Below are 24,130 nucleotides of genomic sequence, written 5' to 3'. Positions count from 1 at the left end.
TCGATCCTCTCCTCCCGCACGCCCCCGCCCCTCTCCGGGCGGGGGCGTGCGCGCTGTGCGGGGAAACCCTCGATCCGATGCCGTCGACCAGGAGCCCCAGGCGCCTCAGGCCAGGAACCCTCGATGGGGCAGCGGCCTTGATGAAGCAATGAATCACTGCTTCACTTCTTCCATGCCCTACCGCCGCACCCCCGCCGTCCAGGCCCGGCTCGACGCCCAGCGCGCCGCCGTCGTCGACGCGGCCCGAGACCTGCTCGCCGAGCAGGGCTACGCGGGCTGCACCGTCGCGGCCGTCGCCGCCCGCGCCGGAATCGCCACGGGCAGCGTCTACCGCCACTTCCCCAGCAAGGCCGCGCTCTCCGTGGAGCTCTTCCGGACGGTCGTGGGCCGGGAGGTCGCGGCCGTCTCCGCGGCGGCCGCGCACCCGGGCCACGGTTCGGCGGCCGAGCGGGTGGTCGCCGTGATCGAGACCTTCGCCCTGCGCGCCCTGAAGTCGCCCCGCCTCGCGTACGCGCTGCTCGCCGAGCCCGTCGACCCGGCCGTGGACGCCGAGCGGCTCGTCTTCCGGCGCGCGTTCCGGGACGTGTTCGCCGCGCGCGTCGAGGAGGGGGTGCGCTCCGGCGAGCTGCCGCCGCAGGACCCGGTCCTGACGGCGTCGGCGCTCGTCGGCGCGGGCGCGGAGGCTCTCGTCGGGCCGCTGGCGGAGGGATCCGTCGGGCCCGGCACCGTACCCGCACTCGTCACCTTCACCCTGCGAGCACTGGGAGTTCCCGATGCCGACCACGCATGAGGTCACCAACCAGGTACCACCCCTGACGGGCTACGACGTCTCCGCCGATCCCGCACTCCTGGAGGCGCTGCACCGGGAGGGCGCGGGGTGGGCCGAGGCCGAGGTCCGCGAGCTCGGGGTGCGGGCCGGCGGCGAGCAGGCCCAGGAGTGGGGGCGGCTCGCCGAGCGCCACTCCCCCGTCCTGCACACCCACGACCGGTACGGGCACCGGATCGACGAGGTCGAGTTCCACCCGTACTGGCACGAGCTGATGGGCGTGGCCGTGCGGCACGGGCTGCACGGCGCTCCCTGGCGCGACGAACGGCCCGGCGCGCACGTGGCCCGCGCGGCGAAGGTGTTCGTGTGGGGGCAGGCCGACGCGGGCCATCTGTGCCCGGTCTCCATGACGTACGCGGCGGTTCCGGCGCTTCGGGCCCGGCCGGAGCTCGCCGAGGTGTACGAGCCGCTGCTGACGTCTCCGTCGTACGACTTCGGGCTGCGGGTGCCGACGGAGAAGCGCGGGATCATCGCCGGGATGTCGATGACGGAGAAGCAGGGCGGTTCGGACGTCCGGGCGAACACGACGCGGGCCGTCCCGGCGGGCGAGCCCGGCCTGTACGCGCTGACCGGCCACAAGTGGTTCACCTCGGCGCCGATGTCGGACGTCTTCCTCACCCTGGCGCAGGCGCCGGGCGGCCTGTCCTGCTTCCTGGTGCCCCGGGTGCTGCCGGACGGCAGCCGCAACGCGATCCGCCTCCAGCGCCTCAAGGACAAGCTGGGCAACCGGTCCAACGCCTCGTCCGAGATCGAGTACGAGGGGGCCGTCGGCCATCTCGTGGGCGAGGAGGGGCGCGGGGTGGCGACCATCATCCGGATGGTCAACATGACGCGGCTCGACTGCGCCATCAGCTCGGCGTCCGGGATGCGTCTCGGGCTCGTCCACGCGGTCCACCACGCCTCGCGCCGGGAGGCGTTCGGGGCGCGACTGGTGGACCAGCCCCTGATGCGGAACGTCCTGGCCGATCTGGCGGTGGAGGCGGAGGCCGCCACGGTCGCGGCGCTGCGCCTCGCCGGGGCGGTGGACCGGGCGGCGCGTGGCGACGCGGAGGAGGAGCAGCTGCGGCGGCTCGGGCTCGCGGTCACCAAGTACTGGGTGTGCAAGCGGGCGCCCGCGCACGCGGCGGAGGCCCTCGAATGCCTGGGCGGCAACGGCTACGTCGAGGACTCGGGCCTCCCGAGGCTCTATCGCGAGGCGCCGCTGCCCTCCATCTGGGAGGGCAGCGGGAACGTCGCCGCGCTCGACGTGCTGCGGGCGATGGCCCGTCAGCCGCAGGCGGTGGAGGCGTACTTCGCGGAGGTCGACCGGGGCGCGGGCGGCGACCGGCGCCTGGACACGGCGATGGCGGCCCTGCGCAAGGATCTGGCGGGGCTCGGCGACCCGGACGCGGTGGCGTACGGGGCCCGGCGGCTCGTCGAGCGGCTCGCCCTCGTGCTGCAGGGCTCGCTGCTCGTCCGGCACGGGCACCCGGCGGTGGCGGACGCGTTCTGCGCCTCGCGGCTCGACGGCGACCGGGGCCTGGCCTTCGGCACGCTGCCGGCCGGGGTGGACACCGCGGCGATCATCGCGCGGAGCGGCCCCGACGCGGCCTGAGAGCCCGGGAGCGCGGGCTCGGCGGGGACGCCGGGCCCGCGGGCTCGGATGCGACGGCGCGCGGGCGCGGCGGGGCGCACCGAGCCGCGGGCGCGGGCTCAGTGCGGCGTCGCGTCCCGCCAGGGCCGGCGCCCCGGGCCGGTCGGATGGGTGCCCGTGGCGCCCATGACCACCGAGTAGAGGCTCGTCCCGGCGGCGATGAAGAGCCGGCTGCGCTTGGCGCCGCCCCACGAGATGTTGGCGACCGCCTCGGCCACGCGGAGCCGCCCGATCAGAGTGCCGTCGGGGTCGTAGCAGTGGACGCCGTCGTTCATCGCGGCGGCCCACAGCCGGCCGGCGTCGTCGAAGCGGAGGTTGTCGAAGCGGGCCTTCTCGCGGGCCGCGGCGTCGGCGAAGACCGGCGCACGAGCGTGTCCGGAAGCTGCGGGAGCGGGGCGTGATCCGGCGTACCACCGTCGAGGTGGATCCGGCCGCGGTGGGCAGCGCCGTCCTCGCCTATGTGATGGTGGACTCGACCTCCTGGATGGGCGATTCGGCGGAGGGCTTCGCCGCCCTGCCGGAGATCCTGGAGGCGCACGTCATCGCCGGGAGCGCCTCCGTGCTCGTGAAGGTCAGGACCACGAGCACCGAGCAGCTCCAGGACGTCCTGCGCCGCATCTGCGCCATCGACGGGGGCAGCGGCACGCAGGCCACGGTGGTGCTCGACACCTTCTTCGAGCGGCCGCTCTCCCCGGAGACCTCCGACCGGACGTAGGGTCCGCGCCCGGCGTAGCCGGTGCCGGGGAGCGCTCCGGGTGGCAGCCTGGTGGGGCACGTGTCCCGTGACCACGGCCCCGGCCGGAGCGAGAGGGAGTTCCCGTTGGACAGCGAGGCGATGCACGACGAACTCGACCGGCGGTCGGCCGGGGTGGCGGATCAGGTGGTGGCGTGGCGACGTCATCTCCACCGGCACCCGGAGCTCTCCAACCGCGAGGTGAACACGGCCCGTCTGGTGGCGGACCAGCTGCGCGCGCTCGGTCTCGACGAGGTCCGCACGGGCATCGCGGGGCACGGGGTGGTGGGCGTCCTGCGCGGCGGGGTGCCGGGTGAGCGGGTCGTGGCGCTGCGGGCGGACATGGACGCGTTGCCGGTGCGGGACCTGTGCGGGACGGACTTCGCGGCCGAGGTGGTGGACGCCGACTATCCGGGAGGTCCGTTCCCCGTCTCGCACGCCTGTGGGCACGACTGCCACACGGCGGCGCTGCTCGGTGCGGCGACGGTGCTGGCCGGGGTGCGCGACCGGCTGCCGGGCACCGTGCTCCTCGTCTTCCAGCCGGCCGAGGAGGGGCCGCCGGTGACCGAGGAGGGCGGGGCGCGGGCGATGGTCGCGGCGGGGGCGTTCGCCGACCCGGTGCCGACGATGGCCTTCGGACTGCATGTGACGCCCCACCCGAAGGGCTACGTGGGGTATCGCGTCGGCAACCAGTACGGCGCCTCCACCCTCGTCCGTATCGTCGTCACCGGCGAGCAGACCCACGGCTCCACCCCCTGGCAGGGCATCGATCCGATGCCGGCGGTCGGCGCGGTCCTGACGGGCATCGGCCAGCTGTACCGGCAGGTCTCCGCCTTCGACCCGGTCACGGTCTCCATCGGGCACGTCGAGGACGTCGGCCGCTTCAACATCGTGGGGCAGACCGTGACGCTCTGGGGCACCGTCCGCTGCGTGGAGGAGTCCGACATGGCGAGCGTGCAGCGACGGCTCACGACGCTGGCGGAGCACTCGGCGGCGGCGTACGGGGCGACGGCCTCGGTGGAGTACCTGCAGTCCGTGCCGCCCGTGCACAACAGCGGTCCGTGGGTCGAGGCGGGGCTGCCGACCTTCCGCCGCGTGGTCGGCGAGGAGCGGGTGGTGGAGACGGGCGGGACGCTCGGGTACGACGACGTGTCCGAGTTCGTGAGCCGGTTCGGCGGGCTGTACGTGATGCTCGGCGTCCAGGACGCGGCCCTCGACGCGACGGGCCGGCCCGTGCCCGTACCGGGTGGCCGTGGACTGGTGACCAACCACAACCCCCGCTTCTACGCGGACGACGACACCCTCGTCACCGGCGTCCGGCTCCACGCGCACGTGGCGTACGACCATCTGGCGGGGACGCTCGTCCCCCGGGGCGCCGGCTGACTCACGGGGTCTGGCCGTACGCGGCACACGGCCGACCGGCCGCCCTCCTCGCCGCGGGGGCGTTCGTCACCGCCGGCGGGGCGGTGGGGATGCGCTCGGTGCGGCCGGCGGCCCCGACTTGCGTACCGGACGTCACACGAGAAGGTGGGGGTATCCGCCCGCGCACCCCGCAGGGAGAGTCATGAAGCTGGACCTCACCGCCCTCGCCGACGAGCATCTCGCCGCGGCCCGCACCGCGCCGCACGGGCGCAGCGCCCATCTGGTGATGCACGACGGGGTGCTGCGGCAGACCGTCATCGCCCTCACGTCGGGCACGTCCCTGGACGAGCACAACGCGCCGCCGGCCGCGAGTCTGCAGGTGCTGCGGGGCCGGGTGAGCCTGACGACGGCCGGGCGCGGCGAGGAACTCTCGGCGGGAACGCTGCGGATGATCCCGAAGGAGCGGCACGGACTCACCGCCCTGGAGGACGCGGTGGTGCTCCTGACGGCGGTGAACGACTGACGACGGCGGGGGCCCTCTCGGCGTGGTTCCCCGCTGCCAGGTGACGGGCCGCCATACCCGGCGGGCCCGATTGTGGCGTCCTCGCCCATGGAGGACGGCGCCGGACCGCCCGTAACCTCCCGGCCGACCCCCCGTCAGGATCGAGCCGTCCGGGAGTACACATGCGTTCGTCCCGCCCCACCCGCCCGAGCCGGCCACGCCGGCTCGCGGCGCTGCTGCTGTGTGCCGCAGCCGCCCTGTTCCCCACCGCGGTCCCCGCCGGGGCCGCCGCTCCCCCGCCCGTGCCCGGCACGCTGCAGGCATACGACATCGGGTCGGTCTTCAGCGCCGGCGTGTCGTCCGGCGGCTACATGGCCACCCAGCTGCACGTGGCGTACTCGGGGACGTTCCAGGGCTCCGCGGTGTTCGCGTCGGGGCCGTACGACTGCGCCCGCGGGCAGCTCGGCACGGCGCTCAACGCCTGTATGGACACGACCCAGAACCTCCAGCTCGCCACCCTGGAGCAGGCCACCCGTGACCGGTCGGCCCAGGGGCAGGTCGACCCGGTGGCCAACCTGGCCGGTGACCCGGTGTACGTCTTCAGCGGCTCGGGCGACTCCACGGTGAAGCGGCCGGTGGTGGACGCGCTCGCCGACTACTACGGGCGCTTCGGCGCCCGGGTGCGCTACGACCGCTCGACGGCGGCGGGACACGCCTGGATCACCCCGCTCGGACCCAACTCCTGCACCGTGACGCAGAGTCCGTATCTGAACAACTGCGGGATCGACGCGGAGGGGACGCTCCTCGGGCACCTCCTCGGCTCGGTCGCGGCGCCCGGGACCGGCACGGGCGGCTCCCTGATCCGCTTCGACCAGAACGCGTACGCGCCGGGCGGTTCGGCGGCCGCGCTCTCGATGGGCGGAGAGGGCTTCGCGTACGTGCCGGCTTCATGCGCCGGAGGGGCGCGCTGCCGGTTGCTCGTGGCACTGCACGGCTGCAAGCAGGGGTACACGTACCAGGGGTTCGGAACGCGGTTCGTCGAGGGCGCGTACCTGAACGAGTACGCCGACACCAACGACATGATCGTGCTGTATCCGCAGGCTGCGGCCACCGCGACCCTGGAGAACCCGAACGGCTGCTGGAACTGGTGGGGCTACCTCGGTGACACCGCCTACGCGCGGCACGGCGGGAAGCAGATCGAGGCGGTCATGGGGATGGTCCGGGCCCTGCGCGGCGCGGGGACCCCGCCCCCGGAGACCGGGCGGACGGTCCTGTCCAGCACGGACGCCGAGGACGGGTACGTGAAGGCGGCGGCTGACGGCTCCGGCGCGGCGGTCGGCACCCTGGAGGACGTGTCGGGGCTCGCGCTCGGCCGGGGCACGGACGGCAAAGTGAACCGGTCGCTCGTCTCCTTCGACACCTCGCGGATTCCGGCCGGCAAGGAGGTCACCCGGGCCTGGCTGACCGTCACGCGGTCCGGTGGCTCCGGTGATCCCTGGGCCTCACCGGCGGGCAACCGGCTCCAGGTGGACCTGCGTACGGGCTGCTTCGGCGGTTGCGCGGTGGAAGCGGCGGACTGGTCCGCGGCGGCCACGGTGGCGGGTGCGGCCCGGATCGACGCGTTCTCCGCCGGAAGCGCGGTGTCGACGGATCTGTCGACGCCGGCGCTCGCGGCGCTGAACCGGGGTGGGGTCACGCAGTTCCGGCTGGGGTTCGCGTCGGCTCCGGCCGGGACGGCGTACCTGTTCGTGAACCGGGACGCGCCGGTGACCCTGACGGTCGAGTACAGGTAGACGGAGCGTCGAGGGAGTCGAGCCGTTCCCGGGTCTCTTCCGGGTCGAAATCCGGGACCGGTCGGACCGGGGCGGCCGTCCCGCTCGCTCAGCGGGGCGGCCTCTCCCATTCGAGGGTGACGCGCAGGCTCGCGTTGGCAGTGCCCTGGACGAGCAGCGCGGTGAGCTTGCCGGCGTCCAGACCGAGCTGGCAGCCGAACTCGACGGTCGCTCGGTCCGGCGCCGCCCGGTGGAGGGCGTCCCCGATCTGCACGGCGAAGGAGGAGAGGGCTTCGGTGACCCCGGACAGATCGGGCAGGCGGTCGCCGAACCCCTCCCGCTCCGAGTCCGGGCCGAGGCGCCGCGCCTCGACGAAAAGGGTCGCGTCCCCGACCTCGACCCGCGTGATGTCCGTCATCGAAGCTCCCTGCGGTGGTGGGGTACGGGCGGGCCGTCACCGGGGTTCGGCGGCTCAGCGGGCCGGCTCGGGGAGTTCCTCCCCCGTCTCCAGAAGGGACTTGAGGCTGGAGATCAGGGCGGGCCAGCCCTCGGCGATCAGCTCCCTCATCAGGCCGTCGGCTTCCAGCTCACCATGGGTGACCGTGAGTTTGACCGTGTCGCCGGAGGGTTCGATCGCGAAGGTGACCTGGGACCTGCGCTCCCGGGCGAGACGCTCGTACACGTCCTGTCCGAGGTGCACGGCCTCCGCCCAGGCCGGCGTGAAGGTGTGCCAGGTGTACGAGAGGAGGCGCCCCGGCTCGGCCGCGAGGACGACCTGCTCGGGGTCGGCCGTCCTGCGTCCGCCCTCGTCCCAGATCATGGCCGCGCCGGGGGTCCACTCCGTGTCGAAGGCGACGCCCCAGTACCGGCGGGTGAACTCCGGGTCGGTGAGCGCAGTCCAGAGTTCGTCGGGGGTGGTCCGCATGTAGCTGGTGTAGACGAACGTGCCGCTGTCCATCGCGCTGCCCCTCGGGTCTGCCGTCCCCTCTCTCCAGCGTAGGCAGGCGCCGGACGGACGTGCCAGCGAAGAGCCCCCGTACGGCATGGCCGCGTCGGTTGAATAGGTGCGGATGAAACTATTCAACGTGCTGCTAGCGTGTCCGGATGTCGCTCAAGCACGCCGTCCTCGCGGCCCTCCTGGAGGGCGAGGCATCCGGATACGACCTGGCCAAGATCTTCGACGTGTCCGTGGCCAACTTCTGGGCCGCCACCCCGCAGCAGCTCTACCGCGAGCTGGACCGGCTCGCGGAGGCGGGGCTGATCGCGGCGCGTGTGGTGGAGCAGGAACGGCGCCCCAACAAGAGGATGTTCAGCCTCACGGAGTCGGGGCTGCGGGATCTGGCCACGTACACGGCGACGCCCCCGCGCCCCAGTGCCGTCCGCGACGAGTTGATGGTCCAGGTGCAGGCCTGCGACGAGGGGGACACGGAGGCCGTCCGAGGGTTCGTGGCGCAGCGGATGGAGGCCGCGCGGACGAAGCTGGCGCGCTACGACCGGCTGCGGGAGTGGATGCTCGCCGGCCGGGACGAGGAGCGGTACCTGGGTGAGGCCGAGCGGGTCGGCCCGTACCTCACGCTGATGCGCGGCAGGTTCTTCGAGGAGGAGAACCTGCGGTGGGGTGAGCGCGTCCTGGCCGTCCTCGACCGGCGCGCGGCCGCGCGGAGCGGGCAGCCCGAGGGGGCGCACCAGGGGTGACGCGCCTCCGGACGGGCGCCGGGGTCTGGGTGACGGTGGTGCGGTGACGTGGTCGGGGCGCCGGTGGTGCAGTGACGCGGCCGGGGGTGACGGCCGAGCTACTCTGCGGTAACGTCACCGGCCGCGAGCACCGGAAGCGCCGGCCGCTCACAGGGACGGATCGGGACGGGCCTGAGATGAACGTCGGTGACCTGGTCGAGGACTTCAGCCTGCCGGACGAGACGGGCACCCCTCGGTCCCTGACCGGCCTGCTGACCGAGGGGCCGGTCGTCCTCTTCTTCTACCCGGCGGCGATGACCCCGGGCTGCACCGCCGAGGCCTGCCACTTCCGTGACCTGGCGGCCGAGTTCCGGGCCGTGGGCGCGCTGCCCGTGGGGATAAGTTCCGACGAGGTGGAGCGGCAGCAGGAGTTCGCCGAGCGGCACTCCCTCGGCTACCCGCTGCTGTCCGACCCGGACGGCGCCGTACGGGAACGGTTCGGGGTGAAGCGCGGGTTCTCGCTCGCGCCGACGAAGCGGGTCACGTTCGTGATCGGCCAGGACCGACGGGTGCGCGAGGTGGTGCGCAGCGAGCTGCGGATGAGCGCCCACGCGGACCGCGCCCTCGCGGCCCTGCGCGACGCCTGACAGGAGAGCCGGGGCCGGTGCCGATCCGACCGGAGCCCCTGTTCGCGCCTCAGTCGTCACCGCACTCCTTAATACGTAGTCCGAATACCACTTTGATACGGTCACGGCGTGAGGCTGACGAAGTTCACCGATCTTGCGCTCCGTGCCGTGATGCGCCTGGCGGTCACCGCTCCCGAGGAATCCGTCACCACCCGTGAGGTGGCGGAGTCGATGGACGTGCCCTACGCGCACATGGCGAAGGTCGTCACCCGGCTCCAGCACCTCGGCGTCGTGGAGGCGCGGCGGGGGCGCGGCGGTGGCCTGGCCCTGACGGAGCGGGGCCGGCGCTCCTCGGTGGGCCGGCTGGCCCGCATCCTGGAGGGCGAGGAGGAGGTCGTCGCCTGCGAGGGCGATCCGCCGTGCCCGCTGCGCTCCGCCTGTCGCCTGCGAGGCGCGCTGCGCGAGGCCCAGGAGGCGTTCTACCGCGTACTCGACCCGCTCACCGTGGACGAGCTCGTGGCATCGCCGACCGGGCCCCTCCTGCTCTCGCTCACCCCCCGCCCCGCCGTCTGAGCCGCGCGCTCCCGTCGGCCGCGCATCCACGCCTTCAAATACGTAGATGATCTACCAGATTGCGAGTTCTCATGCTGTCCGAGCAGGCCGTCCCGGTCGTCCGCGCCACGCTGCCCGCCGTCGTGGGCGCCCTCGACGAGATCACCGAGCGTTTCTACGGGCGCCTCTTCGCCGCCCGTCCCGAACTCCTGCGCGATCTGTTCAACCGGGGCAACCAGGCCAACGGCGAGCAGCGGAGGGCGCTCGCGGGCTCCCTCACCGCCTTCGCCGTCGCCCTGCTCGACCACCCTGACGTCCGCCCCGACGTGATGCTCTCCCGGATCGCGCACAAACACGCCTCGCTCGGTGTCACCTCCGCGCAGTACAAGACCGTGCACGAGCACCTCTTCGCCGCGATCGTCGAAGTGCTCGGAGACGCGGTGACCCCCGAGGTCGCACAGGCCTGGGACGAGGTGTACTGGCTGATGGCCAACGCGCTGATCGCAAGGGAAGCCGTGCTCTACCAGGAAGCCGGCGTCGCCGAGGGGCAGGTCTGGCGGCCGATGGAGGTGACCGAGCACAGGGAGGAGACGGCCGACACGACCTCTTTCGTGCTGCGCCACGCCGATGGCACCCCCACGCCCGCGTTCCGGCCGGGCCAGTACGTGAGCGTCCGCGTCACCCTGCCCGACGGCGCCCGGCAGATCCGCCAGTACAGCCTCTCCGCCGCTCCCGGACGGCGTCAGTGGCGGATCACCGTGAAGCGGGTCGACGGCGACCCCGCCGGCGAGGTCTCCTCCTGGCTCCACGCCCACGCGCGCGCGGGAGACACGGTGGAGGTCTCCGCGCCGTTCGGTGACCTGGTCCTGCCCGCGGGAGACGGCCCCCTGCTGCTCGCCTCCGCCGGGATCGGCAGCACCCCGATGCTGGCGATGCTCCACCACCTCGGGGAGACCGGCTCGACCCGTCCGGTCGTGGTCGTGCACGCCGACCGCTCCCCCGCGTCGCACGCGCACGCCGCCGAACTCCGGCGCCTCGTGGACGCCCTGCCGCAGGGGACGCTCCACCTCTGGTACGAGGAGCCGGGCGACTCCGGGGCCCGGCCGGGCCGCGCGGACGTCACCGCGCTCGATCTGCCGGCCGGCGCGTCCGCGTACCTGTGCGGGCCCCTGCCGTTCCTCCGCGCCGTCCGCGGCGACCTCATCGGCCGGGGCACGGCCGCCGCGGACATCCACTACGAGGTGTTCGGACCCGACCTGTGGCTGGGCCACGAGAGCTGACCCGCGCTCACGCTCGCCGGAGCCCGCGGGCCGGACGCGGCGAAGCTCCGCCCCGGCCGCGCGACGGTCGGCGCCGGGGGGGCGGTGCCGGGGGTGGTCGGCGCCGGGGGGTGGTCAGCAGCCCGTCGACCAGATGTGGGAGTCGCCGCGGTCGTTGGCCGCGCCGCTGTACCCCACCTCCTGGCCCGGGGCGAGACAGATGGTCACGCCGCCGCCCTGCCAGGCGCTCTCGTAGACCTTGACGTGGTCCTTGATGCCGGGTCCGGAGATGCCGTGGTTGGCCCAGGAGGAATCGGTGTCGGAGATCCAGCTCTCCCACCAGCCGTCGTCTCCGCTCCAGTTGGCGCGCTGACCGCCGAAGTCGGAGTTCTGCCAGACACAGAACTCACCGCTGGGGCATTCGGCGGCGCTCGCGGAGGTGGCGAGGGCGAGACCGGCGGTGACGGCGAACAGCGCCGCGGCGGTGGTGACGAGAAGTCGCTTCACGAGAGGGTGGTGCCTTTCTGAGGAGGGGTGGGCGCGGACAGGTCGGCTGCCCGCCGCAGCGCGCGGTCGCGCAACTGCTGGTACGTGGCGAGCTCGTCACGGCGCAGGGCGCGCACCGTGACAAGCTCGGCGGACTCCAGCCGCGCGCGGACCTCGGCGAGTCCGCTCTCGCGGGCGCAGCGGGCGGCGGCGGCCGGGTCGGGGCGGTCGGGGCGGGGCGCGCCGGGTGGGGCCACGCACCGGGTCCAGCGGGCGAGCGCCGCGCGGTGGTCGGGGTCGGCGCCCATGCGGGCCTGGGCCTCGACACGGAGGTTGTCGACGATGACCTGGGCCCGGAACCAGCGACGCTGATCGCCGTAGAGCCGGTGCCGGGCCGCTGCCAGGCAGCCGTCCGCGTGGGCCGTGACCCTGGCGCCCGTGGCGAGGGTGACGGAGAGTTCCCTCGGGCCGGCGCCGAAGAGCGCCGCCCGGTAGGTCCGGTCCGCGTCGGGGGCCCGGGGCCTGGACGTCAGGGACAGTCCCTGCTCGCGCAGGCAGTCGGCGACGAGCCGCCGCTCGGCGGCCTTGAGCAGAGTGTCCTGGGCCGCCGTACCGGAGGGCACTCCGGTGGGACCGGCAGGCGCTTCAGGACCGACGACGGTGCAGGCGGAGATCAGGAGCGCCGACGCCGCGGACAGGAGCGCGCGGCGGGTGCGCGAGGTGGTGTGCAGCACGGTGGTCCCCCTTGGATCGTCCCTGGTCAGACGGGCCGGCGAGTGATCGACTCGACGGCTCGGGAAGATCACTTCCCGGCGGTGGAGCTGCCATGCCGGGCCTCACTCGAACGAGTCGAACGCGCCGGGGCGCGCGCCGCTCGGGCGCCGTCGGCGTGCCGTGCGGGAGGCGCCCGTGGGCCGGTGCGGAGGCGCCGGCGGGTCGTGCGGGAGGCACCGGTGGGCCGGGCGGGAGGCACCGGTGGGCCGGGCGGGAGGCGCCGGTGGGTCGTGCGGGAGGCACCGGTGGGCCGGGCGGGAGGCGCCGGGAACGACAGAGCCCCGGTTGGACGGGGGGTTCCAACCGGGGCCGATCGCCGTGACGCGAAGGGCGGTCACCTCTGGGGGGGACCTTGGGGACCGGGCCCCTTCGCAGTCACATACATATGAACGGTAAACGTTTCCCGAATGTTCCGAGCTTTCCCTCATGAGGGATGTGAGGCACCTCACCCGTTTTCGGGGGACTTGTCAGTCCTTCTCGGGGCGGTAGACGGCGCCCGGCTCCGCCGCGCCGGGGGCGAGGAGCTCGGGCACCGTCACGAAGGTGTAGCCCCGCCGCTTGAGCTCGTCGATGATCGACGGGACGGCCGGGACCGTGCCGTCGTATATGTCGTGGAGCAGGATGATCCCGTCGCCGTGCGCCTGCTCGAGGACGCGCTGCCGTATGAGAGCCGAGTCGGTGGTCGAGTAGTCCTTGGCGGTGATGCTCCAGAGGACCTGCGCGAGCCCGAGTTCCCGGCTGACCTCGGACACGGTGTCGTCGGTGCGGCCCTGCGGCGGGCGCATGAGGGTGGGCTTCCGGCCGGTGATCTTCTCGACGGCGTCCTGAGTGCGGGCCAGCTCGTCGCGTACGTCCGCCTCGTCGAGGTCGGTCAGGATCCGGTGGGTCCAGGTGTGGTTGGCGACCTCGTGCCCCTCGTCGGCGATGCGTCTGACCACCTGGGGGTAGCGGTCGACGTGCTTGTGGCCGAGGAGGAAGAAGGTCGCGGGGACCTGCTTCTCCTTGAGTATGTCGAGGAGCCGGGGGGTGTCCCTGCCCGGTCCGGCGTCGAAGGTCAGCGCGATGCACTTGACCTCGGCGCAGTCGACGCGGCGGGCCGCGGAACCGGGCTTGTCGTCGGTTCCGCCGCCCTCCCGGGCGTCCTGCGGCGTGACGGTGTCGACTCCGCATCCGCCGAGCGTCAGCATCAGCGACGCGGCGGCGAGCAGGACAGCGGCCGTCCCCCGACGTCGGCCCGGCCTGGATCGGAACATGGTGGAACCCGCTTCCCCTCGGTGTCTTCGATACGGCCGGAAACCGCCTGGTCAGGGCGTGACTCACGGCCGACGAAGCACTCTACACACGGTGTATACCGGGGAGATCGCCGGGGTCCTGGGCGCACGGGCACACGTCGACCCCGGACGGCGCCCGTCCGCTCCGTCCGGGGGGTTCGTGCCGTGCGCTCAGCGGGAGGCGAGCAGCAGCCGTGCCTCGGTCTCCTGGTCACCGGAGACGGATTGCAGGGACTGGATGTCGAAGCCTGCGGCGAGCACCTTCTCGACCTCGTCGACGGCGTGGTAGCCACCGGTGAGCGTGGTGGCGACCGGGGAGGTCAGCGGAGTGGGACGCACTTCCTGGTGCCGGCCCCCGGCCGTGTCGAAGGTGGCCGTCCATACGGTGGGAGAGGGCCCCGTGGCCGCCTTCGGGCCGGGGGCCGTCATGTCCTCCAGCTGGTAGACGCCGTCGAGGACGTCGAAGACGGCCTGGGCGTCCTCCCGGCTGCAGTCGCACAGTTGCACGGTGACGTCGGTGTCGATGTGCAGGTCGTACACGTCGCTCATCTCCTCGCGGCCCGCCGGGCGCCCGCGGCACCCCGCGCTCGTCGTACCGGCGCTCGTCGTACCACGACTCCAGCATCCCTCGCGGGACGGCGACGCGCGAGGTCCGGCGGACCCTCAGCGACGCCCGATGATCTCCTCGACCGTGTTCGCCTCCGAGGCCGGCTTGTCGGGTCGGTGGCGCACGACGCGGGCGAAGCGGAGGGTGACCCCGCCCGGGTAGCGCGTCGAGGTCTGGAGTCCGTCGTAGGCGATCTCCACGACGAGTTCGGGCCGTACCCGCACGGTGAATCCGTCGTCCTCCACGGCGAGATCACCGAGCCGCTCGGTCTGCCAGCGGAGCATCTCGTCGGTCAGTCCCTTGAAGGTCTTGCCGAGCATGACGAAGCCGCCGTCGGTGGCGCGGGCTCCGAGATGGAGGTTGGAGAGGAGACCGGTCCTGCGTCCATGGCCGCGCTCGACGGCGAGGACGACGAGGTCGACGGTGTGGACGGGTTTCACCTTCAGCCAGGTGCGGCCCCTGCGGCCGGCGACGTACTGCGCGTCCAGCGCCTTGACCAGGACGCCTTCGTGTCCTCGCGCCAGCGTGTCGGCGAAGAACCGCTCGGCCTCCGCGGTCTGCGTGGGGTCGGCCGGGTCGGTGACGAGGACGCGGCGGACCCGCTGCGACGCGGGGAGCAGCCCGGCGAGGACCTCGTGCCGCTCGCGGCCCGGACGGTCGATCAGCCCCGTCCCGTCGGCCGCGAGGACGTCGAAGAAGACCGGCGTGAGGGGCAGGACGGCCCGCGCGCCGGCCACGTCGGTGCGGGAGCCGACCCGGGCCGCGATGGACTGGAAGGACACGGGGCGTCCGGTGGCGGGATCGAGGGCGATCACCTCGCCGTCCAGGATGAAACCGTCGGCGGGCACGGCGCGGGCGGCCGCGACCACCTCGGGGAGCCGGTCGGTGATGTCGTCGAGCGAACGCGTGTGGACCCGGACCGCGTCCCCGCGCCGGTGGACCTGGATCCGGATGCCGTCGAGTTTCTCCTCCACGACACAGGCGCCGAGGGAGGCGATGGCGTCGGCGACGGATCCGGCGGTGTGCGCGAGCATGGGCTGCACGGGATTGCCGACCCGCAGGGTGAACCGGTCGAGGGCGACGGCCCCCTCCGCGAGCACCGCCTGGGCGACGGGGGGCAGCGCGCCTTCGAGCATCACGGCGCGCCGCAGTTCACCGGCCGGCACCCTGGCGGCCAGCGCGACGCCCTCCAGCGCGATGGCGTCCAGGGCACCCTGACGCACCTCCCCGGTGAGCAGTCGCACCAGGAGTTCCTGCTCGTCGTGGGTGGCGGCGGCGAACAGGGCGTGGACGAGCCGGATCCGCTCCGCGCGGGCGCCGGCACCGGAGACCGCGGCAAGCTCCGTCATCACCTCGTCGACCCTGCCGAGCGTGAGCCCCGGCTCCTGGGCGGGCGGTACGGCGGGAGGGACCACACCCTTGAGCACGCTCCACCCGACGCCGATCCGCCCCTGCGGGAGCCGCCCCGACAGATACGCGATGACGAGAGGGCTCTCCTCCGGTGCCGCCTCCGCGAACAACTCGGCCAGCAGGCCGATCTTGCGCGAACGAGCGGAGGCGGCGGTGACCTCCCGGGACACCTCGGCGACACGGGCGAGCAGCATGGCCCCATCCTCCCCATACCTTCCGGGCGCCGCACGCCGACACCACCGCGCGTCGGGCGCGGACCTCACCACGCCGCCGGCGCGCCGACGTCAGGGCCAGGACACCGGGCGCCTCCGACCCCTGGGCCGCCCGGCGTCCGGCCTCCCGCGGCGGAACCGGTCGAGGAACCCGGTGCGGCCCGGCCGGGCGGGCGGACGGTCCGTCACCGTGACGGGCGAGGCCGATGCCCCCGAGGCAGGAGGTCCGGCCTGTAGCGGTACCGACACCGGCACCGCCCCCGAGGCAGGAGGTCCGGCCTGTAGCGGTACCGACACCGGCACCTGCGCTGGCACCGACGTCGGCACCTGCGGGGCCCCACGCCCCGCCCGGACCCGTACCGGCGGGGCCGCGTCTCCCGCCGGGGCCGGCACCACGGGTGCCCGCGACGGCGAGAAGGACTCCGGTGCCCCCGTCGGTACCCGCGGCGGCGGTGGCGGCGGTACGAGGACCCGGCCCCTCGGCCATGCCCCCGCCACACCGGGCACCGCGGCGCCGGCCTCGCCGGGATACGGGGCCGGTCCCTCGGCTCGCGCCTCGTCCAGGGCCATCGCCAGACTCAACCGCTGCCAGAGGATCTCGTCCGGGTCGTCGGCCCGGGTGAGCCGCTCGGCGATCTCCCGCGCCGCCGTCGCCCCCGGCATCCCCGGCGGCGGCGGTGGACGCAGCCGGTCGAGGTGGGCGCGCTCGTACGGGTCGTCGACGACCTCGGCCACCTGGACCGGGTCGAGCTGGGAGGCGATGGCCGCGGCGCGCGCCCAAGGCTCGTCCGCGGTGCGGAGCAGTACGGCGAGCCGCCGCGCCCGCCAGTTCCGGGGCCTCAGATCCTCGTGCGCCGCCAGGCGTTCACGGAGGTCGAGGGGTAGCCGTCCGGTGAGCAGCGCCGGGCATGCGAGGCCGAAATCGGCGACCTCCTCCGCGAGGTACGTCCACACCACCGCCCTGTAGCGGTTCAGGGAGAACCGCACCGGGCTGACGTGTCCCGTCCGGGCCAGCCTGGTGAAGCGGTCCGGGGCGATCTCCAGGAGTGCGGCGGCCTCCGCCGTGCCGACCGCGCGCACCCGTTCCCGCAGGTTGGTGGGAAAGTCCGGCGCGGCCCTGAGCCGGTCGAGCTCGCGCCGCTCGATCCGGCGCGTCCCGCCGGCCTCTCCCGTCGGCACCGTCCTGACCAGGCCCAACTGGACCGCGAGCCGGAACTCCTCGCGCCTCAGCTCCAGTTCCTGCGCGGCCCGCCCCGGTGTCACCGTGCGCGCCCCTTCGTCCACCGTCATCCCGTCGCCCTCCCCCGTACGTCCGTCCCTGTCTCCTCGGGTCGCGGATCCCTCCGCACCCACACCAGAAACGTAACGCAGAGTGACGACACTCGCACGGCCTGTGGACAACTGCCTGTGGACAGACGGGCAGGGTCAGAGCAGGCCGCCGTCCGGCAGGCCCGGCTGGCGTGCCGCCACGCCGAGGTGTTCGCCGACGCGGTTGACGAGGAGCGTCATCTCGTACGCCACCTGGCCGACGTCCGCCTCCGCCGCGCTCAGGACGCACAGGCAGCTGCCCTCCCCCGCCGCCGTCACGAAGAGCAGGGCCTCGTCGAACTCCACCATCGTCTGCCGCGCCCTGCCTGCCCGGAAGTGCCGGCCCGAGCCTCGGGCGAGACTGTGCAGACCGGACGAGACGGCCGCGAGGTGCTCCGCGTCCTCACGGGCGAGCCCGCTGCTCGCGCCCGTGACCAGCCCGTCGTTCGACAGCACCAGCGCGTGCCGTATGAATCCGACCCGCTGGGTCAGGTCGTCGAGCAGCCAGTCAAGTTCCTTGTCCAGCGCCATCAGTGGTCCTCCCCCTAGGTGGTGCGTCCCCCGTCGGCCGGTCTTCCTCGGTCCTGTGGTCCCGTGCCGGCGTGGTCCGCCGTGTAGCCGTATCCCCGCAAGCCTTACGCACTGTCGTGGACAGGGCAAGCACTGCACCACGGCCGCGCGTGCCGGACGATCCCGATAGCGCGCGGTGACGGCCCGGGGCGGCGTCGCCGACGTGGGCGCGGCCCGCCCCTCGCGGCTCAGCCCACGGTGTCGAGGAGTCGGGCGGTGTGCATCCGCCCGGCGTATTCGACGACGCGGATGAGCACCTCCTTCCCGGAGTCGCGGTCGCGCGCGTCGCACAGCACGACGGGCGTGCCGCGGTCCAGGTCGAGGGCGCGGGAGACCTCTGCCGCGCCGTACGCACGCGCGCCCGTGAAGCAGTTGACCGCGACCACGAAGGGGATCTTGCGGTGCTCGAAGTAGTCGACCGCGGGGAAGCAGTCCTCCAGGCGCCGTGTGTCGGCGAGGACGACCGCTCCCAGGGCGCCCTGGGACAGTTCGTCCCACAGGAACCAGAACCGGTCCTGGCCGGGCGTCCCGAAGAGGTAGAGGGAGAGGCCGGAGCGGATCGTGATGCGGCCGAAGTCCATGGCGACGGTCGTGGTGGTCTTCTGGTCCACTCCGCCGGTGTCGTCGACGAGTTCTCCGGCGCGGCTGAGCGTCTCCTCGGTGCGCAGGGGCCGGATCTCGCTGACCGCGCCGACGAGGGTGGTCTTGCCCACGCCGAATCCGCCGGCGATGAGGATCTTCAGGGCGAGGGCGGTGGTGTCCGCGCCGTCGTCCGTGCCGGTGCTCTCAGAGCGCTCGTAGGCCATCGATTACTTCCCTCAGGATTCTTTCGTCAGGGAGCTGTGCGGGCGGGACGGGCCGGCTCACGCGCACGAAGCCCGATTCGAGGAGGTCGCCGAGGAGGACCCGGACGACGCCGACGGGCAGGTCGGCGTCGGCGGAGAGTTCGGCCACCGACTGGGTCTCGGCCCGGCACAGGGCGAGCAGGGACCGGTGCTCGGGGCCGAGGAGCGACTCCTCGGCCGGTCCGGGCGGATCGTCGTCGACGACGACGAGGGCGATGAGGTCGAACCGCACGTTGCTGGGGCCCGGTTTGGTCCGACCGCCGGTCATCGCGTACGGGCGTACGAGAGGTCCGGCTTCGGCGTCGTACCACTGACTGCCCGGCACGGACGGGCCGCCGCCGGTGCTGTCCTCGTTCATGGCTCTCTCCGGGTCAGCCGACGGCGGGCGGGGTCACCGTGAGCCGGGGCGGGGTGTGGAGGTGCTCGCCGACGCGCTTGACGAGGCGGGCCATCTCGTAGGCGATGAGGCCGATGTCGGCGCTCACGGAGCTGAGGACGGCGAGGCAGGAGCCGTCGCCGGCGGCGGCGACGAAGAGGAAGCCGTCGTCCATCTCGACCATGGTCTGACGGACGCCGCCGGTGTGGAACTGGCGCCCGGCACCCTTGGCGAGGCTGTGGAAGCCGGAGGCGATGGCGGCCAGGTGCTCGGCGTCCTCACGGCTGAGTCCGCTGTCCGCCCCGACGGCGAGTCCGTCGTTGGAGAGCACCACGGTGTGGCGGACCTCCCTGACCCGCATGACGAGGTCGTCGAGGAGCCAGTCGAGCTCGCCGGACCGGTGGTGGGAGATCCTCTCGTGGTCGATCATGCGTGGTCTCCTTCGGTACGGGGGTCGTCGAGGGGTGTCGTGCCGTGGCCGGTGCCGTAGTCCGTACGGGGCCGGTGGGCGGGGCTGCCGGCGGGGTCGCCGTCGACGCCGGTGCCGAGCGGACGTCTGCTGCCGGGGGCGGCGCCTCCGCCGCGCTGCCAGCCGTCCCGGTACGCCGTCATGCGGTCCCGTACCTGCTCCGGCGTGCGGGGGTCCGTGTCCGGCGCGGGCGGCACGAACGGCGGTGCGGGCGCGGGTGCCTCGCGCAACTGCGGCACGAGGCTCGCCTGCCGTACGCGACGGGGTAGCTCGGCTCCGGGGTCGCCGTCCTCCCCGGGGGGCGGGGCGGGTCGCTCCCGCGTCGGCGGCGGTACGGCGGGACCGCGGCGGCGGAGCTCGGTGACGCCGGCGGGCGGAGGCCCGGTCTCCGGTGGGGGCGCGAGCGCGGGGACGACGGTCGGACGCGGCAACTGCTGCGGCCGCGGACGGGCGGGCGGCGGGGCCTGGGGCGGGACGGGAGGCGGGGAGCCGCCCGTCTCCCGGGGCGGGTCGACTGGCCTCGGGCCCGCGGCCCGCCGGGGGTCGGTCCTGCGGGGTTCCGGGACGGATGCCCGGCCGGTGGCTCCCGCGCCCGGGGGAACCGTGGGCGGAGGCGGGCCCGCCTGTCCCGGGGGGCGGGTCATCCGGGGGTGGCCGAATCGGCGCGCCTCGGCGCGGTGCTCCTCCTCGCGCTCGCGTGCGGCACGTGACTCGTCCGCACGCCTGTCGGCGCCCGGCCGGTCGACGTCGAGCCGCTCGCCGCCGGAACGGCCGGCGTTCCCGTGCGCGTCGGGGCTTTCGTGGTCGGTGGCGCTGGCGTGTGCACGGTGGCTCCTGTGATCGGTGGCGCTGCCGCGGTCGTCGACGTCCGGGGCTCCCCCGTCGGAGGGCGTCCGGGGGTCGCGCGCGTGCGGGGGTCCGGCGTGGGCCGGGCCCGGTCCTCGGCCGGTCGTCCGGGTGCCGCGGCCCGGGGGCAGCGCGCCCTGGAGCAGGTCCGTCGGGAGCAGCACGACGGCGGTCGTGCCTCCGTACGGGGAGGTCCGCAGCTGGACCCTGATGTCGTGGCGGGAGGAGAGCCGACTGACCACGAAGAGGCCGAGCCGGTCGCTGTCGAAGAGGTCGAGGGCCTCGGACTGGGCGATGCGGGCGTTGGCCTCGGCGAGGGTCTCCTTGCCCATGCCGAGTCCCCGGTCCTCGATCTCCAGGGCGTATCCGTTGCCGACGGGTTCGCCGCTGACGCGCACCTTGGTGTGGGGCGGGGAGAACTGGGCGGCGTTCTCGATGAGTTCGGCCAGGAGGTGGGTGAGGTCGGCGACGGCGCCGCCGACGACGGCCGTCTCGGGGAGTCGGCGGACCTCCACGCGCGCGTAGTCCTCGATCTCCGAGACGGCGGCACGGACGACGTTGGTGAGCGGGACGGGCATGCGCCAGGCGCGGCCGGGTGCGGCGCCCGACAGGATGATGAGGCTCTCGGCGTGGCGTCGCATCCGGGTGGTGAGGTGGTCGAGCCGGAACAGGTCGCCGAGCTCGTTGGGGCCGTCGGCCCGTCGCTCCATGCTGTCCAGGAGGTTGAGCTGGCGGTGGACGAGGACCTGGCTGCGCCGGGCGAGGTTGACGAAGACGCCGGAGATGCCGCTGGCGAGTTCGGCGCGTTCGACGGCGGCGGAGAGGGCCGCGCGATGGACGGTGGTGAGGGCTTCGCCCACCTGGCCGATCTCGTCCTGGGGGGCGGGTCCCGGCGGCGCCTCGGCCTGGACGTCGATCTCCTCTCCGGCGCGCAGCCGGCGCATGGCGGCGGGGAGTTTGCCGCGCGCGATGCCGAGGGCGGTGTTGCGGAGGCTGACGAGTTCGACGACGAGCCCGCGTCCGATCCGTACGGAGATGACGAGGGAGGCGGCGACGGCCGCCAGGCCGAGGAGCACGGCCGCGCCGCCCGCGCTGAGGGCTCCGCCGGCGAAGGGGTCGGCCCGGTCGGCCGCCGCGGTGCGCGCGTCGGTCTCGATGGCCGTGAGCGCGCTCCGTACGGCGGCGAGGGTGCCGTCCCATTCGGCGGAGGTGACCGCTTGGGCGGCGTCACGGCCCGGGGCCGCGGTGCGGATCCGGTCCTCGGCCCGGATGAGCCCGGTGTGGTCTCCGCTCGCGCTGAGGCGGGCCCACGCGGCGCGGGCGGCGGCGGACAGGTCGGCGGTGGCCGAGGCGGTGAGGGTCCGTCGGGTCTCGACCGCGCCGGAGAAGGCGCGGAGCCGGTCCTCGGTGAAGCGCCCGCCGAGGTGGGCGGAGGTGAGGAGGGCGTCCTCGCGGGACAGCATCTCTCCGGCCCTGCCGAATTCCAGGAGTACGCGCGCGTCGGATCCCTGCTGGGTGTCCTGGATGCCGGTGAGGGCGCCGCCGACGGCGAAGGCGGCGGAGACCGCCGTCGTGTACTCCTCGTACACCTGGTCCCAGTCGGCCCGTCCGTCGGTGGCGGCGGTACGGAGCCGGGCGAGCCCCTCGACCTTCCCGACGAACACGTCCACCCGGGCGCCGACGTCGCCGGGCAGGTCCCCGGTGTCGCCGACGGTGTGCGTGTCGTCCAGACGGAGCCGGTCGACGGCCTCGTCCGTGCGGCGGATGCGGTCCTTGAGCTCGGCGGCTCGGGTGGCGCCGGGGGCGGCGACCTGCCGTACGGCGGCGCGTCGTTCGGCCTGGAGGGCCGTGATCGCCGCCGTCACGGGCTCGCGGATCTCCGCGTCGGCGCGCTGGAGCTGGCGGAGCCGGGCCACGTCCTGGGCGGTGGTGACGGTGGCGAATCCCCACAGGGCGAGGAGCGAGACGACCGGGACCATGAGGAGCGAGACGATCTTGGCGCGGACGGTACGGGGCCTGAGGCCGTGGCGCGGGGGGTGGGTCCCGCGCGGGGCGCCGGGAGGTGCCGGGGGTGCCTCTGCGGCGGCGGTGCGGCCGGCGGGCGGGAAGGCCTCGGGAGTGGGGTCCCCCGGCTCGTCGGCGGGCGGCCCGGCGTGTGCGCGCCGACCGCGCGTGGCTCCCGTCGGCGGCGCCGTCGCCTCGGCGCCCTTGGTCTTGCGGGGAGTTCGCATGGCCTCCTCGTTCCGGCTGCGGCTGTCTCTGGTGCGGTGGGGCCCCTCGGGAGGGGCGGGGGGCGGAGGGGGGTGAGGGTCAGTGCAGAGGCGTTCGGGCGGGCTGGGCGGTGCGGAAGCCGGGCGGTGCGACGTCGACGGCGCGCTCGTCCGGCTCGGTGAGGCGCCCCGCGGAGGCGTACGCGGCCCGTTCCCCGGCCGTCGGGGAGAGGGCGACGAAGGCGGAGGTGATGAAGAGGTACGAGCCGAGGCCGACCGCGAGCGGGAAGATGAACTGCATGACCGTGGCCCCGGGGAGGGTGGCGGCGGAGGGGGCCACGTCCACGCCCACGGCGAGCATGCCCGTGTAGTGCATGCTGCTGACGGCCGCGCCCATCACGAGCGAGGCGACGGCCACGGCGGCGGGCGAGTGGATGTGGAGGGCCGCCCACAGGGCCGCGGTGGCGGCGACGACGGCGATGAGGACCGAGAGGCCGACGAGGAGGGGGTCGTACCGGACCTCGCCATGGAGACGGAGGGCGGCCATGCCCATGTAGTGCATGCTCGCCACGCCGACGCCCGTGGTCAGCCCGCCGATCAGGAGCGATCGGACCCGGTCGCGGCCGTATCCCACGGCGAACACGCCGACGCCGACGACGGCCATCGCGATGACGAGGCTGAGGATGGTGAGCGGAACGTCGTAGCGGATGTCGGTGCCGGTCACGCCGAAGCCGAGCATCGCCACGAAGTGCATCGTCCAGATGCCGGTGCCGAGGGCGGAAGCGGCGGTGAGCAGCCAGTTCCGCCGCGAGCGACCGGTCGCTTCGAGCGCTCGTACCGTGCAGCGCAGCCCGAGGGCGGCGCCGACGCAGGCCATCGCGTACGACAGTGCAGGTGTCAGCCAGCCGAAGGTGGCGTGGTCCAGGTGTCCCATGGCTCAGGGACGCTAGTGCGCATCAGGGGGCGCATCAGGGGCGCATTTCGAAAGCTGATGGAATATGACAGAGAGATGGTCCCGAACGATCGCGCCCGGGTCGAACGTGCACACAGAACGTCCACACCTTCGGGTACGGGATCATGAGCGCATGAGCGATGACCCCACACACGTCCGAGAGTTCTTCGGCGCCCGCGCAGCGGACTGGGACAGCCGGTTCCCCGACGACGGCCCCGCGTACGCGGCGGCCGTGGCCGAGATCGGTCTGCGTCCCGGCGACGCGGTGCTCGACGCCGGCTGCGGGACCGGACGGGCCCTCCCGCCGCTCCGTGCCGCCGTCGGCCCCTCCGGCACCGTCCTCGGCGCCGACCTCACCCCCGAGATGCTCGACGAGGCCGTCCGCGCGGGCCGGGGCGGGACGTCGGGCATCGCGACGCTGCTGCTCGCGGACGTCGGCCGGCTGCCCCTGCGCGACGACGCGCTCGACGCCGTCTTCGGGGCGGGGCTCATCTCCCACCTCGCGGAACCCGTCGCCGACCTGCGGGAGCTCGCCCGTGTCGTACGGCCGGGCGGCCGCCTCGCGCTCTTCCACCCGATCGGCAGGGCCGCCCTCGCGGCCCGCCACGGCCGCCGCATCACGCCGGACGACCTGCGGGCCGAACCCCGGCTGCGCGCCGTGCTCGCCGAAGCGGGCTGGCGCCTCGTCAGCTACGTCGACGAGGACGCACGCTATCTGGCGATGGCCGTCCGCGAGAGCTGAGACCACGGGCTCCCCGTGCCCGCGTCGCCCCTGGCACCGGGGGCCCCGGCACCGGTGTGCCTCCGGGACCTCTACTCGTCAACGCCCCCTTCTGTCACGGCACTTCACTGTCT

The 24,130-nt window shown here is 74.0% G+C and carries 24 protein-coding genes and 2 pseudogenes; 11 read left to right on the top strand and 15 right to left on the bottom strand.

Annotation, left to right across the window (positions count from 1 at the left end; all coding sequences use genetic code 11):
- The first annotated feature begins 172 nt into the window (after positions 1-172).
- Both AMK29_RS18460 and AMK29_RS18455 read left to right on the top strand, forming a co-directional pair.
- A complete protein-coding gene (locus tag AMK29_RS18460; protein ID WP_073814207.1) occupies positions 173-790 on the top strand; it encodes a TetR/AcrR family transcriptional regulator in 618 nt (205 codons plus the stop codon).
- Positions 774-2,420, top strand: a complete 1,647-nt coding sequence (locus AMK29_RS18455; RefSeq protein WP_073814205.1) for an acyl-CoA dehydrogenase family protein — start codon at positions 774-776, stop codon at positions 2,418-2,420. The genes AMK29_RS18460 and AMK29_RS18455 overlap by 17 nt, the downstream gene beginning before the upstream one ends.
- 98 nt (positions 2,421-2,518) lie before the next feature.
- Here the strand turns inward: AMK29_RS18455 and AMK29_RS18450 are convergent.
- A pseudogene (locus tag AMK29_RS18450) lies at positions 2,519-2,818 on the bottom strand (SMP-30/gluconolactonase/LRE family protein); the annotation flags it as partial.
- 2 nt (positions 2,819-2,820) lie between these two features.
- On the opposite strand from AMK29_RS18450, the pseudogene AMK29_RS18445 reads away from it, so the two are divergent.
- The 4 genes and pseudogenes from AMK29_RS18445 to AMK29_RS18425 all read left to right on the top strand — a co-directional run.
- Positions 2,821-3,174: pseudogene (locus AMK29_RS18445) on the top strand (Lrp/AsnC family transcriptional regulator); the annotation flags it as partial.
- A gap of 105 nt (positions 3,175-3,279) precedes the next feature.
- Positions 3,280-4,575, top strand: coding sequence for a M20 metallopeptidase family protein (locus AMK29_RS18440; protein ID WP_198942275.1), 1,296 nt, complete (start codon positions 3,280-3,282; stop codon positions 4,573-4,575).
- A 181-nt stretch (positions 4,576-4,756) separates the two neighbouring features.
- Positions 4,757-5,077 carry a cupin gene (locus AMK29_RS18430; protein WP_073814203.1) on the top strand — a complete coding sequence of 107 codons (321 nt, stop codon included), beginning with the start codon at positions 4,757-4,759 and terminating at the stop codon, positions 5,075-5,077.
- Between the two features lie 161 nt (positions 5,078-5,238).
- Complete coding sequence (locus AMK29_RS18425; RefSeq protein ID WP_073814201.1) at positions 5,239-6,849, top strand: extracellular catalytic domain type 2 short-chain-length polyhydroxyalkanoate depolymerase; 1,611 nt, start codon at positions 5,239-5,241, stop codon at positions 6,847-6,849.
- A gap of 88 nt (positions 6,850-6,937) precedes the next feature.
- Here the strand turns inward: AMK29_RS18425 and AMK29_RS18420 are convergent, their stop codons facing one another.
- Both AMK29_RS18420 and AMK29_RS18415 read right to left on the bottom strand, forming a co-directional pair.
- Positions 6,938-7,246: a CU044_2847 family protein gene (locus tag AMK29_RS18420; protein WP_073814199.1), complete on the bottom strand. Its 309-nt coding sequence runs from the start codon at positions 7,244-7,246 to the stop codon at positions 6,938-6,940.
- 54 nt (positions 7,247-7,300) lie between these two features.
- Positions 7,301-7,786, bottom strand: coding sequence for an SRPBCC family protein (locus AMK29_RS18415; RefSeq protein WP_073814197.1), 486 nt, complete (start codon positions 7,784-7,786; stop codon positions 7,301-7,303).
- A 146-nt stretch (positions 7,787-7,932) separates the two neighbouring features.
- Between AMK29_RS18415 and AMK29_RS18410 the strand changes: the two genes are divergently transcribed.
- The 4 genes from AMK29_RS18410 to AMK29_RS18395 all read left to right on the top strand — a co-directional run bounded on the left by AMK29_RS18410 (position 7,933) and on the right by AMK29_RS18395 (position 10,960).
- Complete coding sequence (locus tag AMK29_RS18410; protein WP_073814195.1) at positions 7,933-8,523, top strand: PadR family transcriptional regulator; 591 nt, start codon at positions 7,933-7,935, stop codon at positions 8,521-8,523.
- A gap of 176 nt (positions 8,524-8,699) precedes the next feature.
- Complete coding sequence (locus AMK29_RS18405; protein WP_073814193.1) at positions 8,700-9,149, top strand: peroxiredoxin; 450 nt, start codon at positions 8,700-8,702, stop codon at positions 9,147-9,149.
- Between the two features lie 108 nt (positions 9,150-9,257).
- The gene (locus tag AMK29_RS18400; protein WP_073814191.1) at positions 9,258-9,701 is read left to right on the top strand and encodes an RrF2 family transcriptional regulator; all 444 of its coding nucleotides are present in this window, start codon (positions 9,258-9,260) and stop codon (positions 9,699-9,701) included.
- 71 nt (positions 9,702-9,772) lie between these two features.
- Positions 9,773-10,960: a globin domain-containing protein gene (locus AMK29_RS18395; RefSeq protein ID WP_073814189.1), complete on the top strand. Its 1,188-nt coding sequence runs from the start codon at positions 9,773-9,775 to the stop codon at positions 10,958-10,960.
- 114 nt (positions 10,961-11,074) lie between these two features.
- Here the strand turns inward: AMK29_RS18395 and AMK29_RS18390 are convergent, their stop codons facing one another.
- The 12 genes from AMK29_RS18390 to AMK29_RS18335 form a co-directional block, all read right to left on the bottom strand.
- Positions 11,075-11,446 (bottom strand): peptidase inhibitor family I36 protein, encoded by a 372-nt coding sequence (locus AMK29_RS18390; protein WP_073814187.1) that lies wholly within the window; start codon positions 11,444-11,446, stop codon positions 11,075-11,077.
- Positions 11,443-12,159 (bottom strand): hypothetical protein, encoded by a 717-nt coding sequence (locus AMK29_RS18385; RefSeq protein WP_241845483.1) that lies wholly within the window; start codon positions 12,157-12,159, stop codon positions 11,443-11,445. The genes AMK29_RS18390 and AMK29_RS18385 overlap by 4 nt, the downstream gene beginning before the upstream one ends.
- Positions 12,160-12,666: 507 nt before the next feature.
- Positions 12,667-13,452: a polysaccharide deacetylase family protein gene (locus tag AMK29_RS18380; protein ID WP_073814185.1), complete on the bottom strand. Its 786-nt coding sequence runs from the start codon at positions 13,450-13,452 to the stop codon at positions 12,667-12,669.
- Positions 13,453-13,641: 189 nt separating this feature from the next.
- Positions 13,642-14,019, bottom strand: a complete 378-nt coding sequence (locus tag AMK29_RS18375; protein ID WP_073814183.1) for a hypothetical protein — start codon at positions 14,017-14,019, stop codon at positions 13,642-13,644.
- 114 nt (positions 14,020-14,133) lie between these two features.
- Positions 14,134-15,681 carry an ATP-dependent DNA ligase gene (locus tag AMK29_RS18370; protein WP_073814180.1) on the bottom strand — a complete coding sequence of 516 codons (1,548 nt, stop codon included), beginning with the start codon at positions 15,679-15,681 and terminating at the stop codon, positions 14,134-14,136.
- 90 nt (positions 15,682-15,771) lie between these two features.
- Positions 15,772-16,989: a DUF6397 family protein gene (locus AMK29_RS18365; protein WP_073814178.1), complete on the bottom strand. Its 1,218-nt coding sequence runs from the start codon at positions 16,987-16,989 to the stop codon at positions 15,772-15,774.
- A gap of 135 nt (positions 16,990-17,124) precedes the next feature.
- Positions 17,125-17,538, bottom strand: coding sequence for a roadblock/LC7 domain-containing protein (locus tag AMK29_RS18360; protein WP_073814176.1), 414 nt, complete (start codon positions 17,536-17,538; stop codon positions 17,125-17,127).
- Between the two features lie 227 nt (positions 17,539-17,765).
- Positions 17,766-18,383, bottom strand: a complete 618-nt coding sequence (locus AMK29_RS18355) for a GTP-binding protein (RefSeq protein ID WP_073814174.1) — start codon at positions 18,381-18,383, stop codon at positions 17,766-17,768.
- The gene (locus AMK29_RS18350) at positions 18,364-18,780 is read right to left on the bottom strand and encodes a DUF742 domain-containing protein (protein WP_073814172.1); all 417 of its coding nucleotides are present in this window, start codon (positions 18,778-18,780) and stop codon (positions 18,364-18,366) included. The genes AMK29_RS18355 and AMK29_RS18350 overlap by 20 nt, the downstream gene beginning before the upstream one ends.
- 13 nt (positions 18,781-18,793) lie before the next feature.
- Positions 18,794-19,228: a roadblock/LC7 domain-containing protein gene (locus tag AMK29_RS18345; RefSeq protein WP_073814170.1), complete on the bottom strand. Its 435-nt coding sequence runs from the start codon at positions 19,226-19,228 to the stop codon at positions 18,794-18,796.
- Positions 19,225-22,344: a sensor histidine kinase gene (locus AMK29_RS18340; RefSeq protein WP_073814168.1), complete on the bottom strand. Its 3,120-nt coding sequence runs from the start codon at positions 22,342-22,344 to the stop codon at positions 19,225-19,227. Before AMK29_RS18340 ends, AMK29_RS18345 begins: the two co-directional genes overlap by 4 nt.
- Before the next feature lie 79 nt (positions 22,345-22,423).
- On the bottom strand, positions 22,424-23,257 hold the full coding sequence (locus tag AMK29_RS18335; RefSeq protein ID WP_073814166.1) for an MHYT domain-containing protein: 834 nt from the start codon (positions 23,255-23,257) through the stop codon (positions 22,424-22,426).
- A gap of 151 nt (positions 23,258-23,408) precedes the next feature.
- Between AMK29_RS18335 and AMK29_RS18330 the strand changes: the two genes are divergently transcribed.
- Positions 23,409-24,017 (top strand): class I SAM-dependent methyltransferase, encoded by a 609-nt coding sequence (locus AMK29_RS18330; protein WP_073814164.1) that lies wholly within the window; start codon positions 23,409-23,411, stop codon positions 24,015-24,017.
- Positions 24,018-24,130: the final 113 nt, after the last annotated feature.

Source organism: Streptomyces sp. CB02261 (assembly GCF_001905665.1).
Taxonomy (GTDB): Bacteria; Actinomycetota; Actinomycetes; order Streptomycetales; family Streptomycetaceae; genus Streptomyces.
This window is presented reverse-complemented; position numbering and strand designations above follow the sequence as displayed.